The organism is Kribbella sp. NPDC051770, assembly GCF_040681455.1.
In the GTDB taxonomy this organism is placed as follows: Bacteria; Actinomycetota; Actinomycetes; order Propionibacteriales; family Kribbellaceae; genus Kribbella.
In genome coordinates this window covers 477,054-493,610 of the sequence record NZ_JBFAYT010000005.1, presented here as the reverse complement: position 1 = coordinate 493,610, position 16,557 = coordinate 477,054, and the positions used below count along the sequence as shown (strand labels likewise).

Below are 16,557 nucleotides of genomic sequence, written 5' to 3'. Positions count from 1 at the left end.
TCTCCAACTCTGGTTGACAAAACAGTAAACTGATCGCCTTCGATCCATCAGGAGGGGCGTATGACGACGATCCAGACCGAGCTCGCCGAGCCGGCCACGGTGGTGCCGACGAAGCTGCACGTCGTGGGCGGCCGCCCGGAGATCGACCTGCCGGCCGCCGAGCGCGCGGTCGCGGACCTGCTGAAGGCGCTCGGGCGGGACCCGCACGGCGCGCACCTGCAGGACACCCCGCGCCGGGTGGCGAGCGCGTACGCCGAGATGCTGACGCCGCGCGAGTTCGACCTGACGACGTTCCCGAACGACGAGGGGTACGACGAGCTGGTGCTGGCCCGGGACATCCCGGTGCAGTCGCTGTGCGAGCACCACATGCTGCCGTTCCAGGGCGTGGCGCACGTCGGGTACCTGCCGGGGGAGCGGATCCTCGGGCTGTCGAAGCTGGCCCGCGTGGTGGAGCTGTTCGCGCGCGACCTGCAGGTGCAGGAGCGGCTGACCAAGCAGGTCGCCGACTGGCTGCAGGACCACCTGGCGCCGAAGGGCGTGGGGGTGGTGATCGAGGCCGAGCACCAGTGCATGTCGCTGCGTGGGGTGCGCGCGACGGGGTCGAAGACGGTCACGTCGGCCGTGCACGGCACGCTGCGGGAGAACCCGGCGTCGCGGCAGGAGTTCTTCGCGCTGACGGGGATCGCCGGCTAGTCCGTCCGGACAGGCCAGTGCCTCGGTGGCAACTACTTGAAGTAGTTGCCGGAGAGGCGCGCCCGTCGCCGCCGCTGGTATGGGTGCTGAGTTAAGCCGTTGCCACCGCCGGTGGCGGGTGGTGGGTGAGGCGGCCGGTGGCCAGGATGTGGGTGACCTCGCCGGGGAGCAGGTCGGTGCCGGGGACGGTCTCCATCTCGGAGACGTCGAGCCAGCGCACGACCGTGGCGCCGCAGTGGCCGTGCACGGCGAGGATCGAGTCGAGGTCCGGCCAGACGGCGGTGGACGGGTTCGCGCCGTGCCAGCGCAGGGCGACCGAGCCGTCGGTGAACACGCAGCCCTCGGCCACCACCCCGGTGCCGGAGACGCCACTGACGTCGGTGAAACGGACGAGTTCGAAGGTCTGGGGCTTCACCGGCGGACCTCTGCGGTCGCGGTGGCCGGGCGGCGTACAGGTGCTGGTGCCATGGTCCTTTCCCCGGGTCGGCATAAGTGGGTGCTCGCCACAAACCGGGGACCTGTACTAACAGTCAGCGGGGAAGGACGGTCCGTAGCGACTCATCTTCTTGCAACAAGCTAGGACCAAACCGGCCGGACGCGCCAGAGCCTGTCCGCGTGTCTCGCCGAGCGGTCGGTTATGGCGGACAAAAGGTCGCGCTCAGCGGACGCCTGTCGTGATCGAATGTCGGAGTGTTCCTGACCATCGCCACCACGTCCAGCGGTCTCGGCGCCCCGGCGGCCGAGCTCGGCTTCCTGCTGCACAAGAACCCGGCGCGACCGCAGTCCGTCGAGATCACCAGCGGGACAGCCCATGTGTTGTACCCGGTGGCCACCGAGGAAGCCTGTACGGCGGCGGTGCTGCTCGAGATCGACCCGATCGCGCTGGTCCGCTCCGGCCGCGGCCGCGCCACCGAGGGCTTCACCCTCGGCCAGTACGTCAACGACCGCCCGTACGCCGCCTCCAGCCTGCTCGCCGTCGCGCTCGGGAAGCTGTTCCGGACCGCGATGAACGGCCGCTGCGACGCGCGGCCCGACCTCGCGGCGCGGCCGATCGAGCTGGCGCTGCACGTCCCGGCGCTGCCGTGCCGCGGCGGCGCCGCGCTGGCCGAGCGCCTGTTCGCGCCGCTGGGCTGGACGGTCGACGCGCGGCCGGTGCCGCTTGACCCGGAGATCCCCGAGTGGGGCGACTCGCGGTACGTCGACCTGCGGCTGACCGGCGTACTGCGGCTGGCGGACGCGCTGAACCACCTCTACGTGCTGCTGCCGGTGCTCGACGACGCCAAGCACTACTGGGTCGGCCCGGACGAGATCGACAAGCTGGTCAAGGCGGGTGACGGCTGGCTCGGCACGCACCCGGACAAGGAGCTGATCAGTCGGCGCTACCTCGCGCACCGGCGGAAGCTGACCGATCTCGCGCTGGAGCGCCTGACCGAGGCCGACGGGCTGTCGCTCGACGAGGACGTCGTGGAGCCCGAGGAGGAGAAGTCCGAGGTGCGCGTGTCGCTGGCGGTCCAGCGCCGCGAGGCGGTGGTCGGCGTACTGCAGGAGCTGGGTGCGCGGCGGGTGGCTGACCTGGGCTGCGGCGAGGGGCAGCTGGTCGGGCTGCTGCTCAAGGACGGCCGGTACGACGAGATCGTGGCGACCGACGTGTCGGCGCGCTCGCTGACGCTCGCCGAGCGGCGGCTGCACGTGGACGAGATGTCGGACCGGCAGCGGGAACGGCTGCGGCTGTTCCAGTCCTCGGTGACGTACGCCGACGCGCGGCTGAGCGGGCTGGACGCGGCGGTGCTGATGGAGGTCGTCGAGCACGTCGACCCGCCGCGGCTCCCGGCGCTGGCCCAGGCCGTGTTCGGGGCGGCGCGGCCGGGCGCGGTGATCGTCACGACGCCGAACTCCGAGCACAACGTGCGCTACGAGACGCTCGCGGCCGGCAAGTTCCGGCACCCCGACCACCGGTTCGAGTGGACGCGGGCCGAGTTCCACGCGTGGGCCGCGCAGGTCTGTGCGCAGTACGGGTACGCCGTGACGTTCCGGGCGGTCGGGCCGGACGACCCCGAGGTCGGACCGCCGACCCAGCTCGCGCTGTTCCGGAAGGAGAACGTCTGATGGCGACGATCGGCGTACCGGCGCTCAGCCTGGTCGTGCTGGTGGGGGCGAGCGGGTCGGGCAAGTCGACCTTCGCGCGCAAGCACTTCCTCGGCACCGAGGTGATCTCCAGCGACTTCTGCCGCGGGCTGGTCTCCGACGACGAGAACGACCAGGCGGCGACCAAGGACGCGTTCGCGGTGCTGCACTTCATCGCGGGCAAGCGGCTCGCGGCCGGGCGGCTGACCGTGATCGACGCGACGAACGTGCAGCCGGAGGCGCGGCGCGAGCTGGTCGCGCTGGCGCGCGAGCACGACGTGCTGCCGGTGGCGATCGTGCTGGATCTGCCGGAGAAGGTGTGCCTGGAGCGGAACGCGCAGCGGCCGGACCGGGACTTCGGCGCGCGGGTCGTCGGGCGGCAGCGCGCGCAGCTGCGGCGCGGGCTGCGGAGCCTGCGGCGGGAGGGGTTCCGGACGGTGCACGTGCTGGAGACCGTGGAGGCGGTCGAGGAGGTGACGATCGAGCGGACCCGGCTGTTCAACGACCTGAGGGATCAGGTGGGGCCGTTCGACGTGATCGGAGACATCCACGGGTGCCGGGCGGAACTGGAGGAACTGCTTGGTGAGCTGAACTACACAATCATCAGAGATTCTGATGGTCGTGCGGTTGATGCACGTTCTTCTGACGACAGAAGAGTTCTGTTCGTCGGGGACCTGGTCGACCGGGGGCCCGACACCCCCGGCGTGCTGCGGCTGGTCATGGGGATGGTTGCTTCGGGCAATGCCTATTGCGTGGCCGGGAACCACGAGGACAAGCTGCTGAAGGCTCTCCGCGGAAAGAACGTGAAGACCTCGCACGGCCTCGCCGAGTCGCTGGAGCAGCTGGCGCACGAGACCGACGAGTTCCGCGCGCAGGTCGAGCGCTTCATCGACGGGCTGGTCTCGCACTACGTGCTCGACCGCGGCAACCTCGTCGTCGCGCACGCCGGCCTGGTCGAGCGGATGCACGGTCGCGCCTCCGGCCGGGTGCGCGCGTTCTGCCTGTACGGCGAGACGACCGGCGAGACCGACGAGTTCGGGCTGCCGGTCCGCTACCCGTGGGCCCAGGACTACCGCGGCCGCGCGATGGTCGTCTACGGGCACACCCCGACCCCGGAGCCGGAGTGGATCAACAACACGATCTGCCTCGACACCGGTGTCGTGTTCGGCGGCGCGCTGACCGCGCTGCGGTACCCGGAGCGCGAGCTGGTCGCCGTACCGGCCGCTGAGCAGTACTACGCGCCGGCCAAGCCGCTGCACGTGCCGAGCGCGCCGGCGCGCGAGCCCGACGTACTCGACATCACCGACGTGACCGGGCGCCGGGTGATCGAGACCGCGACGCACGGGCGGCTCAGCGTCCGCGCCGAGCAGGCGGGGGCGGCGCTGGAGGTGATGAGCCGGTTCGCGATCGACCCGCGGTTCCTGCTCTACCTGCCGCCGACGATGAGCCCGGTCGCGACCTCGCCGGAGCCTGGGCTGCTGGAGCACCCGCGGCAGGCGTTCGAGGCGTACCAGCAGCAGGGCGTCACCGAGCTCGTGTGCGAGGAGAAGCACATGCGGTCGCGCGCGGTCGTGCTGGTGACCCGCGACGACGACGTCGCCGAGAAGCGGTTCGGTCTGGCTGGGCGCGGTGCGGTGCACACGCGGACCGGCCGGGCGTTCTTCAAGCCGGACCTGAGCGACGAGCTGCTGCTCGGGCTGCGTTCGGTGGTCGAGCAGGCCGGACTCTTCGACGAGCTGGACACCTCGTGGTTGCTGCTCGACGCCGAGCTGCTGCCGTGGAGCGCGAAGGCGGGCGACCTGCTCCGCAACCAGTACGCCGCCGTCGGCGCGGCCGCTCGGTCCTCGTTGCCGGTAGCAACTGCTGCGCTGGAGACCGCTGCGGCGGCCGGGCTCGACGTGAGCGAGCTGCTGCAGCGGACCCGCGACCGGTCGGCGAACGCGGAGCTGTTCAGTGCGGCGTACCGGCGGTACTGCTGGCCGACCGACGGGCTGGACGGGGTCCGGGTGGCACCGTTCCAGGTGCTGGCGTCGGAGGGGGCGACGTACCACGACCGGCCGCACGCCTGGCACCTCGGGATCGCGGACCGGATGGTTGCCGCGGGCCCGTCGTTGATCACGGCAACGCGGCGGCTGTTCGTCGACGCCGACTCGTGGGCCGACGGCATCGCGTGGTGGGAGGAGCTGACAGGCGCGGGCGGCGAGGGGATGGTGGTCAAGCCGGCCGCGAACCTGGTCCGCACCGGCAAGGGCCTGGCGCAGCCGGGGCTGAAGGTCCGCGGGCAGGAGTACCTGCGGATCATCTACGGCCCCGACTACACCGCACCGGCCAACTTCGAGCGGCTCCGGAACCGGAACCTCGGCCACAAGCGCTCGCTCGCGCTCCGCGAGTACGCGCTCGGCCTCGAGTCGCTGGAACGCGCCGCCCGGGGCGAACCGCTGTGGCGGGTCCACGAGTGCGTGTTCGCCGTACTGGCGCTCGAGTCCGAGCCCGTCGACCCGCGGCTCTAAAGGCCGGTCACCGCACGCAGTACGCCGTCCTGGAAGCCGATCACCAGCGTGTGGTCGGCGACCAGGACCGGCGTGGAGAACGTGTTCGCCGTGCTGACCTGGAGGATCGGCTCGGCCGTGCCGTTCGCGAGGTCGATGCGGGTGAGCAGGCCGGTGGTGCCGACCAGCCACGCGGTTCTGCCGTCGCGCGAGATCGCCGGCCCGGACTCGAAGGCGCGGAGCAGCGGCCGGATCGTCCACCGGGTGGCGCCGTTCGCCGGGTCGGCCATCACGACATTGCCTTGCTCGTCGATCAGCAGCAGCCCGTACGCCGTGAGGTGCGACGGCGTGTAGATGTAGCTGCCGTTGCGCGTCCACTTGGTGGCGCCGGTCGTCGGGTCGAGCGACATCGCGCTGGACACCGTGGCGATCAGCGGCGAGCCATCCGGCAGCAGCTCGACCTCGCCGCTCCACGCGCCGTAGATCATCTGCTGGTACGGCGTGGTCTTGTTGGTGATCGACACCGCCCAGAGCTCGGCGCCGGTTCGGGCGTCGAAGGCGTGCGCCTTGCCGTCACCGCCGCCCGCGAAGACGCGGGTGCCGTCGCAGGCGACCTGGCCGGCGAACAGGCCGTTGAGGTTGGCCGACCAGAGCACGCGGCCGCGTGCGTCGAGGCAGTACAGGCGGCCACCGGCGGTGACGAGGATGCGGTGCTGACCGTCGACCTTGGTGACGAGCGGGCTGGAGAGGACCGGAGCGTGCAGGTTGGTGGACCAGCTGGTCGAACCCTTCGCGGCGTCGAAGGCGTAGAGGCGGTGGTCGGCGGAGGGGACGAGGACGGTGCGGTCCATCAGGGCGGGGGCGCGGTGGACTGCGCCGATGGTGTGGTGCCAGCGGCGCGTGCCCTTGGTGGAGAAGGCTTGCACTTCACCGGCGGCGGTCGCGGCGACGAAGCCATCCGGGATGGGGAGAAGAGCGCCCTGAATCGCACCGTTCAGTTCTTTGGTCCAGGCGACGCTCGGTGCCTTCTTGGCGGTGAGCTTCGTGCTGAGCGTGCGGTCGTACGCCGCGCCGTCGTTGCCGATGGCCCGGAGTTGCACCCGGTGCTCGCCGAGCGGCAGCGCGGTCGCGTTCAGCTCGCCCTGCCAGGTGTTGCCCTTGCCTTTCACGAGCGGTACCCAGGTCCCGGCGTTGCTCCCGCTGAACACGTTCTGCGGATACACCTGCGCGATCACCTGCGCGGGCGCGGTCTTGAACGCCGCCGACACCGTGATCGCCTCGCGGGTCGTGCGGAGGTCGGCGTGGTGCGGCTCCAGCGCCTCGCCCGGCCCGGTCCGGCCGAGCGGGATCGTGGTGACCGCGGTCGACGTCGGCGTACCGGTGGCCGGTACGGCGACCTCGGTGACGTCGAGGCGGCTGCCGTCCGGCGAGCGCTCGACCCAGTAGAAGCTCGGGATCGCGAACGTGTTGCGCATCGCGACCTGGGTGAGGCCGTTGAACGCGGCGACCTGCTGGCGGTGGATGTGGCCGGCGAAGATCGCCCGGACCCGGTGCCCGGCGATCCGGTCCAGGAAGTCCTCGGTGTCGTTCACGTAGTAGTTGTCGGCGCCCAGCGGGTAGTGCAGGAACATCGCGGTCGGCAGCTCCCGGCCGCGCAGCGCCCGGGAGACGTGGTCGAGGCCGTCGGCCCCGAACAGCCCGGGCTCCTCCAGCATCTGCATCGGCGCCATCCCGACCACGCGCAGCCCGTGCAGCTCGAACGACGACCACTCGGGGCCGAAGTACCGGCGGTAGGTCTCGAACGCGTCCGGGCTCCAGCGCGACTCGTGGTTGCCGGGGACGTGCTGGATCCGGTCCCACAGCCCGGCCGGGATCGACGAGCGGTACATCGCGAACTCGTCGTCGACGCCGTAGTCGGTGATGTCGCCGCAGTGCAGGACGAAGTCCGGGTGCATGCCCTGGGCAACGGTCAGCATCCGGTTCAGGTCCTTGGACCGGTCCGGCAGCACGACGTCGGCGTGGGTGTCGGTGATCACCGCGAACCTCAGCGAGGTGGTGTTCTCGGTGCCGTACGCCGGCCAGGTGCTGCGGTCGACGCCGTACGGCGAACCGGTGCTGAGCGGGGTCGCGGCGGCGGTGGCGGCCGGGAGCAGGGCTCCACCGGCCAGGCCCAGACCGGCCAGACCGAGGAACCGGCGGCGGCTGGGATCGGGAGTCAGGTTTGTACGCACGAATCTCGACCCTGCGCCCGCGGGAAATCGATGTCAACGGGCTGGGCCGAGTGTTGGCCCAGCAGTCCCTGACGATTCAGGGAAACTACCGCAGAAGTCCGTCCAGCGCCGCCGCGGAGAGCTGGTCGGCCTCCTCGGCGGTCAGCGGCGCGTGCCCGGTGAGCAGCCGGAAGATCAGCGGGCCGAACAGGACGTCGATCGCGGTCGCCGCGCTGATGCCCGGCTTCACCTCGCCGCGGTCGACCGCGCGCTGCCACAGCTCGCTGACCGCGGCGCGCCGCGCGTCCAGGAAGTACTCCCGGATGTACGGCGCCGCCTGCGGGTCGGTCACCGATGCCGCCAGCAACTGGGCGAACACGCGGCCGTGCGGGCCGGCGTAGAAGCGGCTCACGCGGCGGACCTGCTCGGCCAGGTCACCCCTCGCCGAACCTGTGTCCGGCAAGGGGATCGCGGCGGCCATCTCGCGGCCGAACGCCTCGGCCGCGATCGCGGTCCGGGACGGCCAGTGCTTGTAGATGGTCGCCTTGCTCACCCCGGACCGCGCCGAGATCGCGTCCACGGTCGCGGCGGCCGGACCGCCCTCGGCGAGCAGCTCCTTGGTGGCGCAGAGCACCGAGTCCTGCGCCCTGAGGCTGCGCGGGTGCGTCGCCTTGTCAGGCATGGCGGTCCGTGCCGGTCGCGACCGTGCTCATCAGCCGACGGCCTCGGTGAGACGGTCGAACTCCGCGTCGGTCAGCTGGAGCTTCGCCGCGGAGATGTTGTCCTCGACGTGGGCGACCGAGGAGGTGCCGGGGATCGGGAGGATGTTGGGGGAGCGCTTCAGCAGCCAGGCCAGCGCGAGCTGGGACGGCGACGCGTCGTGGTCCTTGGCGATCTGGTCGAGCGGACCGCCCGGGCGGGCCAGACCGCCGGTGGCGAGCGGGAACCACGGGATGAAGCCGAGACCGTTCTGCTCGGCGTACTCGAGGACGGGCTCGTCGTCGCGCTGGGCGAGGTTGTAGAGGTTCTGCACCGAGACGATCCGGGCCGTCTTGCTCGCCTCCTCGATCTGCTCGACGCTGACCTGGGACAGGCCGATGTGCCGGATCTTGCCCTCCTGCTGCAGCGCAGCCAGCTCACCGACCTGGTCGGCGACCGGGACCGTGGGGTCGATCCGGTGCAGCTGGAGCAGGTCGATCCGCTCCAGGCCGAGGTGCCGCAGGCTCAGCTCGACCTGCTGGCGCAGGAACGCCGGGAGACCGATCGGCGTCCACTGCCCCGGCCCGGTCCGCGCGAAGCCGGCCTTGGTGGCGATCACCAGGTCGTCGGCGTACGGGTGCAGGGCCTCCTTGAGCAGCAGGTCCGCGGTGAACGGCCCGTAGGCATCGGCCGTGTCGATGAAGTTCACGCCGAGCTCGACCGCACGCCTGAGCACCCGGACGGCCTCGGCGGGGTCCTTCGATTCGCCCCAGACGCCGGGGCCCGGCAACTGCATCGTGCCGTACCCGAGTCGCCGTACCGTCAGATCGCCGCCGATGGTGAACTCACCCGACGCGGCCGCTACTGCTTCAGACATCACAACTCCCTGGAGTGAACTGAACGTACAGTTCAGTTAACCGGGCGGGTGCCGCGTTCATTCCGCGATCTGCAGGGAAATCTTGCCGGCGCCGGGGATGGGGAAGCTCTCGGCCTCGGCGGCGAGGTCGTCGCGCTGGGTTCTGGTGAGTCGTTCGGACAGTTTCACGTTCACGCGGGCGCCCCTGCGGCCCCAGGCGCCGACGATCCGGCCGTCGAGCAGGACACCGTTGGGGTGGAAGGTGTCGGAGGCGGGGGTGAGCGGACGTTTGCCGGGGCCGACGAAGAGGCCGGTCTTGTCCCGTCCGAGCAGCCGCAGATCGGGCTCGACCAGCATCCGTACGCCGAGGGGCTTCGGTACGCCGGTCTCGCTGCCGCCGCTGCCGCCGCTGCCGCCGCTGCCGCCGCTGCCGCTGCCGTCGCCGCCGACGGCGAGGGGCCCTCCGGCCCCGTCGCGCCCGGAGAAGGCGGGTTCGTCCGCTTGATGGACCCACGCGCGGGTGCCCTCCAGGTCGACCTCGACCAGTTCGTCGGCCAGCAGCTTCCAGGTCTGCCGAGCGGTGGGCGCCGAGAGCCCGGCCCACCACGCGAACGCCTGCGGGGTGGTCGGCGCAAACCGGTGCAGGTGCCGCCGCAGCAACTCGCGCCGAGCCTCGACCGGATCGACCTGCGGCCGCGGAACCTCGCGCACCCAGAGCGCGCTGGTCGTCCACCGCAGCGCGATCCGCCCGGTCGCACACGCGGGCCGAAGATCCTCCAGCTCGCGACCAGGCCGCCGCGGCTGCTCCTGCGCCTGGCGCCAGTGGGCTCGACGAAGCTCGATCAGCTCCGGCGCACGCACCTCGCGCCCCGCGAGCAGCTGACAGATCGCCTCCGCGGCGTCCTCCAGCTGCTGCGATTCGTCCGGCAGACGGCCGATCGTGAACACCCCGAAGTCCTTCGCCGGCAGCACGTACACCGCACCCCTCGGGCCGTACGTCTGCATCAGCGCCGGGTCTTCCCACGCCGTCGGCTCGCAGTCAGCGACCCGAGCATGCAATCCCAGCAGCGCGTCGCGCGGCGCCGTGTCCTGCAACCCGGCGTACGCCGCCTGCTCGTACGAGCCGGCCGGCAGCCGCGTGGTCAGGTGGTTGACGAGCAGGCGGTACGCGACCGCCTGCTCGTGGGTGATGCTCAGTTGAGGCCGAGCGCCTTGGCAGCCGCCTCGGCGGCCTCTTCGCCGTACGCCGACGCGAGCCGCTTCAGGAACGCGGCGCGGTCGAGCGTGTACTCCTGGGTGCCGACCGTCTCCAGGACCGTGGTCGCCAGCGTGCAGCCGATCTGCGCGGCGAGCTCGTGGTCCAGGCCGGCCGCGCGGCCGGTCAGGTAGCCGGCGCGGAAGGCGTCGCCGCCGCCGGTCGGGTCGACCAGGCCGGGGGCCGGGACCGCGGGGATCTTCGCGAGCACGCCGTCGGCGTTCTCGATCACGACGCCGTCGCCGCCGTGGGTGGTGACCCGGACGCCGACCCGGCTGAGGATCTCGTCCTGGCTCCAGCCGGTCTTCTGCGCCATCAGGCCGGACTCGTACTCGTTGCTGAACAGGTACGTCGCGCCGTCGATCAGCTCGCGGATCTGCTCGCCGTCCATCCGGGCCAGCTGCTGCGACGGGTCGGCCGCGACGGCGATGCCGTTCTCGCGGGCCAGCCGGGTGTGCTTCAGCATGCCGTCCGGGTCGTCGGCACCGACCAGGACCAGGTCGATGCCGCCGGTCTTGGCGTGGATGTCGGCCAGGTCGATCTCGCGGGCCTCGGCCATCGCGCCGGTGTAGAAGGAGGCGATCTGGTTCGCGTCCAGGTCCGTCGTACAGGTGAAGCGGGCGGTGTGCACGTTCTCGCAGATCCGGACGTGCGAGACGTCGACACCGGCCGCGGTCAGCGCCGCGCCGTACTCGGTGAAGTCGGCCCCGACCGAGCCGACCAGCAGCGACGGGCGGCCGAGCTGGGCCATCCCGTAGCAGATGTTGGCGCCGACACCGCCGCGGTGCACGACCAGCTCGTCGACCAGGAACGACAACGACACCTTGTGCATCTGCTCACCGACGAACTGGTCCTTGAAGCGTCCGGGGAACGTCATCAGGATGTCGGTCGCGATCGATCCGGCGACGGCGATCTGCATGCTGGGGCACTCCTAGAAGGGGTCGGTGTCGAGCGGTCGGACAACCCGTAGAGACTACAGGCGACCGAACACGACGACGAAACGGCGGAAACGGATGGGCAACCAGGTCCAGGTGACCGACCAGCTGCACGACTACATGGTGGCGCACGGGATGCCGCTTGACGAGATCGCCACCGAGCTGGTCGCGGAGACGCAGAAGCTCGGCTCGGCCGCGGTGATGCTGACGACGGCCGACCAGGCCGCTCTGCTGACCACGCTGACCCGGCTGATCTCGGCGAAGCGCGCGGTCGAGATCGGCACCTTCACCGGCTTCTCGGCGCTCGCGATCGCCCGCGGCCTGCCCGAGGACGGCCGGCTGATCTGCCTCGACGTCAGCGACGAGTGGACCTCGATCGGCCGCCCGTACTGGGAGCGCGCCGGCGTCGCGGACAAGATCGAGCTGCGGATCGGCGACGCGCACGAGTCCGCCGCCCAGCTCGACGGCGAGTTCGACCTGGCCTTCGTCGACGCCGACAAGCCCGCCTACATCGAGTACTTCGAGCACCTGGTGCCGCGGGTGCGGACCAACGGGCTGCTGCTGTTCGACAACACGCTGGCCGGCGGCCGCGTGGTCGGGCTGCACGACGAGGACCCGGTCGATCGCAAGGAGTTCAACGCGCACGTCGCGAACGACGACCGCGTCGACGTGGTCATGCTCGGCATCGGCGACGGGCTGACGCTGGTCCGCAAGCGATGACGAAAGCGGCACCCCGGCTCGCCGTGACAGGCCTGCGGCACCTGTACGCCGACCGGCCGGTGATCGAGGACCTGACCTTCAGCCTCGCTCCCGGCCGCGCGGTCGCGCTGGTCGGCCCGAACGGCGCCGGCAAGACCACCGTGCTGCGCTGCATAGTCGGCGCGCACGAACCGGCGGCGGGCAAGATTCTGCTGGACGGCGTACCGATCGACGAGCGGGCGGAGGCGGTCCGGCGCGACGTCGCCGCGCTGCTCGACGACCTGGACTTCTTCCCGGACCTGACCGCGGCCGAGCACCTCGACCTGCTCGCCCGCGCGCACGGCAACCCGGAGCCCGAGGACCTGGTCGACACGCTGCTCGACGACGTCGGGCTGCTCGCGGCGGCCGATCAGCTGCCCGGCTCGCTGTCGTCGGGTCAGCGCCGGCGCCTCGCGCTGGCGACGACGCTGGTCCGGCCGCGGAAGCTGCTCGTGCTCGACGAGCCGGAGCAGCGGCTGGACACGGCCGGCGTGGGGTGGCTGGCGGAACGGCTGATCGAGGAGAAGAAGGCGGGAACGTCGGTGGTGTTCGCGAGTCACGACCCGGGTCTGGTGGAGGCCGTCGCCGACGACCGCGTCGAGCTCACCCCGCTGCCATGAGCGCCACCTCCGACGGCCCGGTGGTGTTCGACCCGGCCGACTTCGGCGCCATCCCGCGGTCGGCGGAGCTGCGCCGCTGGATGCGCAAGGTGCGGCGCGGCAAGGCCGACCGGACGATCTGGCAGCAGTTCGAGGACATCTACCTGGTGGTCTTCGCACTGGCGATGCTGGGCGCGACGGGCGGGAACGTCGTACGGCACCTGAACGAGAGCTCGGCGTCGTGCGACTCCTACACCTGCCAGTCCGTCCTCGGCTACGTCCCTCTCATCCTCCTTCCTCTTCTGGTGGCCGGGACGCTGCGGGTCCTGCTCAGCGTGGGACCTGTCTCCGGGTCGCAGGCGACGGGATTCTGGTTGCTGGCGACACCGGTCGATCGCGGGCAGGTGCTGCGTCCGGCGTACCGGTTGGTGCTCGTCGTCGCCGCGGTGCTGGGTGCGTTGTTCGCGATCGTCGGGTTCGCGGTGTTCGGGGCGTCGCTGTGGTTCGTCGTGGAAGCGACGCTGGTGTCGACGGCGCTGCTGGTGTGTGTCGCCTGCGCGACGGTGTGGGCTCAACAGTCGGCGACCGCGACGAAGTGGACGCTGCGGGTGGCCGACGCGTTTCTGGTGCTCGCGGTGATTCCGGCGATCGTGCTCGCGGTGGACGCCAAGCAGAACGCGTTGTATTGGGAGTCCGAACCGCTGGTTGGGATCGCGTACGGGGGCGGCGGCGAGACGAGTGGGCTGTCTCTGCAGCAGCAGCGTGTGCTCACCATCGGTGCGATCTGTTTGGTGGTCGTGCTGGCAGCGGTGGTGACAACGGCTCGATCCTTGCGGCGGTTGCCCAAGCAGAGCGTCGTAGCCGGCGGTGAGCTGCTCGCCGGGATGGCCGGCGCCGCGATCACCATGGACGTCAGCCTGCTCGCCGACGTCGTTGCCGGGCGCCACTGGCGCACCGTCGGACGCCTGAAGTCCCGGCGCGGTCGCGGTGAGCGCGTGCAGGCGATCATCCACCGCGAGTTCCGCCGCGTGCTGCGCTGGCCGCGCCGCCTGATCGTCGGCGCGGGCCTGCTCGTCGTCCCGTACGCCGTCGCTGGCACCGGCTACGACGTGCTCGTCCCGATCGCCGCCGGTTTCGCGGGTTTCGTCGCGGTGCGCCCGTTGATGGACGGGCTCCGCTCGGTCTGCCGGTCGACCGGTCTGGTGCGCGCGCTCGGGATGGATCTGCGCGAGCTGCGGGTCGCGATGTCCGTCGTACCGGGCGGTTTCGTGCTCCTCTGGGTGCTCGCAGCCGGCCCTGCCCTCGGCGACGCGGCGACCGGCTTCGCAGTCGCCGCCGGCATCCTCACCGGCGTCGTCCGCCAGGCCTCAGCCCGCCCACCGTCGTACGCCGGTCCACTGGTCGCCTCCCCGATGGGCGCGATCCCGCCGGGCCTGTTCTCGCAACCGATCCGCGGCTTCGACCTCCTCCTGCTCTGCCTGCTCCCCGTGCTCTTCGGCTGGCCGCCACTCTGGTCGTTCGTGATCCCGGGCATCGTGCTCGCGATCATGTTCTCGGTCCCACCGAAGACGACCTAACACTCCCCGTGGCTACACTGCGCTAGACCACTATCCACGGGGAGTCACGATGGCCGTGCAGGATGCGAGCAGAAACTTCGTCCCGCGGTACCGGAGCCGCGACGTCGCTGCGTTGCTGCTGATCCCGTTCGGCGGGTTCCTGCTCTTCGCAGGTTGGGTCGCGGGCGTGATCCTGCTCTGGAAGTCGGATCGCTGGACCAGTAAGGAGAAGTGGCTCGGCACGCTGGTCTGGCCGTTCGGCTACCTGTTCGTCACGGTCGCGGTGAACTACTACGCCCCGGGCGGCTGGTCGATGCCGGCTTGGCTCGGCATCCCGATCGCCGTCCTGATCGCGCTGGCTCCGATCCCGGTGCTCGTGATGCTGGTCAAGAACGCGAACCCGGGGCGTTCAGCTGCGCCTCGCGGATGAGCCACTTGCGTTCGACGGCCGCCGGTACGTCGACCTCGTGGTGCCGCGCGAGCAGCAGCAGCTGACACAGCACGTCGGCGAACTCGAGCTCGAAGGTCTCCCGAATCTCCTCGGCGGTCGCGCCCTTGGCGCGGGCCCGGCAGGTCTTCTGCAGGTAGGCCTGGGTGAGCTCGCCGACCTCCTCCTGCAACTTGAGCAGGAACCAGTCGCCGTCACGCTCGATGCCGAGGTACTCGGCATAGCGGGCCGAGATGCGCTCGGCCCGCTCACTCAGTTCGGTGATATCCACGGGGCCCAGCCAAGCAGACGGCAGGGACAGCTCGGGGTGGTGATGTCCGCGGAGTCCAGCCGGCAGCGACACGGACAACGAAACCGCAGGCCGGTCGCCACGTCGAGCCCCCTTGAGCAGCGTGCGGGCGTTGGGGATTCAGCGCCAGCCCGACGCCCACACCCCAGCCGGCGCGTCACCACTCGGCGGCTACTTGCGCGTACCAGAACTACGCCGTCTGGGACCACGCTCCCCGCGGACCTGCGCCACCGACAGCTACGGCCCGACAGACAACGAGAGTCGAGGGCGCGGTCGCGAGTTGCTGTACGAGGTCGAGCCTGGGCGGGCACGATGGCGTGCCCGCCCGGGGATTGGCTCGGGTTAGGTGGGTGGTCAGGCGGCGGCTGGGGGTGGGTCCTTGGCGGGCTTGGTGGACCATCCGGGGCGGGTGTGGTGGGGGCGGCCGTTGCGGTAGGTGAGGGTCCAGTGGCCTTGGTGGACGGCGATGTGGTGGGTTTTGCACAGCAGGGCGAGGTTGGTGAGGGCGGTGGGGCCTCCGTCGGCCCAGTGGACGATGTGGTGGGCTTCGCACATCGCCGCGGGGGCGGTGCAGATGATGCAGCCGTTGTCTCGGGTGTTGAGGGCCTGACGGATGGCGGGGGTGACGAAGCGGTGTGCGGTGCCGACGTCGAGGGGTTCGGACGCGCTGCCGAGGACCATCGGGATAACGCCGGCGTCGCAGGCGATGCGGCGGACCGCAGCGGCCGACAGGGTGGCGCCGGAGTCGAGGGTGCCGGGACCGGTGCCGGTGGCGGTGGCGGTGGCGGACTTGAGGTCTTTGAGGTCGATGGTGACGGTTAGGTGGGGCTTGACGGCGCCGTGGGCGGGAGCTGCTGAGCCGGTGGCTGCGGCGGCGGTGAGGATTTGGGTGAGGGCGTCGGCCTGGCGTTTGCCTCGGCTGCGGGGGTCGCGTTCGCCGTCGCCGGTGCGGTGGGGGCGGGCGCCGGCGAAGATCAGGGTTTGGAACAGTTCGGCGTGGTCGCCGGCCAGGTAGCCGCTGAACTCGACGCCGAGTTCGCCGCGCTTCAGCCAGAGGGTTTCGGCGGCCAGGGCGCGGGCTTCGGCCGGTTCGATGCCGTCGGTGTCCAGTCGGTCGCGGACGTGCTTGCCGAGTCTGCGGAGGTCGGCGGGGCTGAGGAACCGTGCGGAGCGGACCATCTCGACCTCGGCGACGCGCAGGCTCTCGATGGGAACCTGCGCGGTGGCAGGAATCCGCTCGAGAGCTGTGACGATCGCCTCGGCCTGCGACGGGTGCAGGTCCGTGGAGGCCAAGCCTGCTTGGACGTCCGCGTACTTCGGGAGGGCGGTCGCGAGGCGCAGGTCGCGGCGGACCTCGGTGGCGTCCAGGCGGTGCCGCAGCGCGATGAGCTCGACCGTGTCGTGGGCGCCGAGCTCCGCCGCGTGGCCGTTGGCGTCGAGGGCTGCGAGCAGCTCGAGCCGGCGGGTCTGCAGGCGTGCGAGGTCAGCCTGAACCGTGTCGAGAGCGGACAGCATCTCGCTGCCGCTCATCGACCAGATCGGCCGCTCGTCGCACTCTGTCATGCACCAAGTCTGCAGCAAGCCGACGACGGTTTTTGCTCAGATCGCCTTACTGGCAAAGGATTCAGCGAATCTTCAGGTTCGCCCGACTCGGCCGCCCGCAGCA

Annotated in this window: 15 protein-coding genes; 7 read left to right on the top strand and 8 right to left on the bottom strand. The window is 71.0% G+C overall.

Going from position 1 to position 16,557, the window contains the following annotated elements; genetic code table 11:
* Positions 1-60 precede the first annotated feature (60 nt).
* A complete protein-coding gene (gene folE / locus AB0M01_RS20000; protein WP_363671467.1) occupies positions 61-693 on the top strand; it encodes a GTP cyclohydrolase I FolE in 633 nt (210 codons plus the stop codon).
* 91 nt (positions 694-784) lie between these two features.
* Here folE and AB0M01_RS19995 read toward each other — a convergent pair whose 3' ends face one another.
* Positions 785-1,108, bottom strand: a complete 324-nt coding sequence (locus tag AB0M01_RS19995; RefSeq protein ID WP_363671465.1) for a hypothetical protein — start codon at positions 1,106-1,108, stop codon at positions 785-787.
* Between the two features lie 275 nt (positions 1,109-1,383).
* Here AB0M01_RS19995 and AB0M01_RS19990 point away from each other — a divergent pair, with 275 nt between their 5' ends.
* Both AB0M01_RS19990 and AB0M01_RS19985 read left to right on the top strand, forming a co-directional pair.
* Positions 1,384-2,799: a 3' terminal RNA ribose 2'-O-methyltransferase Hen1 gene (locus AB0M01_RS19990; protein WP_363671463.1), complete on the top strand. Its 1,416-nt coding sequence runs from the start codon at positions 1,384-1,386 to the stop codon at positions 2,797-2,799.
* The gene (locus AB0M01_RS19985) at positions 2,799-5,327 is read left to right on the top strand and encodes a polynucleotide kinase-phosphatase (protein ID WP_363671461.1); all 2,529 of its coding nucleotides are present in this window, start codon (positions 2,799-2,801) and stop codon (positions 5,325-5,327) included. Before AB0M01_RS19990 ends, AB0M01_RS19985 begins: the two co-directional genes overlap by 1 nt.
* On the opposite strand, the gene AB0M01_RS19980 is transcribed toward AB0M01_RS19985, so the two are convergent.
* From AB0M01_RS19980 to AB0M01_RS19960, 5 genes are all read right to left on the bottom strand, one after another.
* Positions 5,324-7,537 (bottom strand): PQQ-binding-like beta-propeller repeat protein, encoded by a 2,214-nt coding sequence (locus AB0M01_RS19980; RefSeq protein ID WP_363671459.1) that lies wholly within the window; start codon positions 7,535-7,537, stop codon positions 5,324-5,326. The two genes, AB0M01_RS19985 and AB0M01_RS19980, sit on opposite strands and share 4 nt — an antisense overlap.
* A gap of 85 nt (positions 7,538-7,622) precedes the next feature.
* The gene (locus AB0M01_RS19975; RefSeq protein ID WP_363671457.1) at positions 7,623-8,198 is read right to left on the bottom strand and encodes a TetR/AcrR family transcriptional regulator; all 576 of its coding nucleotides are present in this window, start codon (positions 8,196-8,198) and stop codon (positions 7,623-7,625) included.
* Between the two features lie 30 nt (positions 8,199-8,228).
* A complete protein-coding gene (locus AB0M01_RS19970; RefSeq protein WP_363671455.1) occupies positions 8,229-9,092 on the bottom strand; it encodes an aldo/keto reductase in 864 nt (287 codons plus the stop codon).
* Between the two features lie 57 nt (positions 9,093-9,149).
* A complete protein-coding gene (locus AB0M01_RS19965; protein WP_363671453.1) occupies positions 9,150-10,166 on the bottom strand; it encodes a crosslink repair DNA glycosylase YcaQ family protein in 1,017 nt (338 codons plus the stop codon).
* A gap of 98 nt (positions 10,167-10,264) precedes the next feature.
* Complete coding sequence (locus AB0M01_RS19960; RefSeq protein ID WP_363671451.1) at positions 10,265-11,245, bottom strand: carbohydrate kinase family protein; 981 nt, start codon at positions 11,243-11,245, stop codon at positions 10,265-10,267.
* Between the two features lie 94 nt (positions 11,246-11,339).
* Between AB0M01_RS19960 and AB0M01_RS19955 the strand changes: the two genes are divergently transcribed.
* Genes AB0M01_RS19955 through AB0M01_RS19940 form a run of 4 tightly spaced genes read left to right on the top strand, consistent with a single transcriptional unit; the run spans position 11,340 to position 14,584 of the window.
* Entirely contained in the window at positions 11,340-11,981 is a 642-nt protein-coding gene (locus AB0M01_RS19955; RefSeq protein WP_363671449.1) for a class I SAM-dependent methyltransferase, read from the top strand.
* On the top strand, positions 11,978-12,619 hold the full coding sequence (locus AB0M01_RS19950) for an ABC transporter ATP-binding protein (RefSeq protein ID WP_363671447.1): 642 nt from the start codon (positions 11,978-11,980) through the stop codon (positions 12,617-12,619). The genes AB0M01_RS19955 and AB0M01_RS19950 overlap by 4 nt, the downstream gene beginning before the upstream one ends.
* On the top strand, positions 12,616-14,175 hold the full coding sequence (locus AB0M01_RS19945) for a DUF6297 family protein (protein WP_363671445.1): 1,560 nt from the start codon (positions 12,616-12,618) through the stop codon (positions 14,173-14,175). Before AB0M01_RS19950 ends, AB0M01_RS19945 begins: the two co-directional genes overlap by 4 nt.
* 49 nt (positions 14,176-14,224) lie before the next feature.
* A complete protein-coding gene (locus AB0M01_RS19940) occupies positions 14,225-14,584 on the top strand; it encodes a hypothetical protein (protein ID WP_363671443.1) in 360 nt (119 codons plus the stop codon).
* Here AB0M01_RS19940 and AB0M01_RS19935 read toward each other — a convergent pair.
* Both AB0M01_RS19935 and AB0M01_RS19930 read right to left on the bottom strand, forming a co-directional pair.
* The gene (locus AB0M01_RS19935; protein WP_363671441.1) at positions 14,541-14,873 is read right to left on the bottom strand and encodes a pyrophosphatase; all 333 of its coding nucleotides are present in this window, start codon (positions 14,871-14,873) and stop codon (positions 14,541-14,543) included. The two genes, AB0M01_RS19940 and AB0M01_RS19935, sit on opposite strands and share 44 nt — an antisense overlap.
* A gap of 372 nt (positions 14,874-15,245) precedes the next feature.
* A complete protein-coding gene (locus AB0M01_RS19930) occupies positions 15,246-16,454 on the bottom strand; it encodes a DUF222 domain-containing protein (RefSeq protein ID WP_363671439.1) in 1,209 nt (402 codons plus the stop codon).
* Positions 16,455-16,557: the final 103 nt, after the last annotated feature.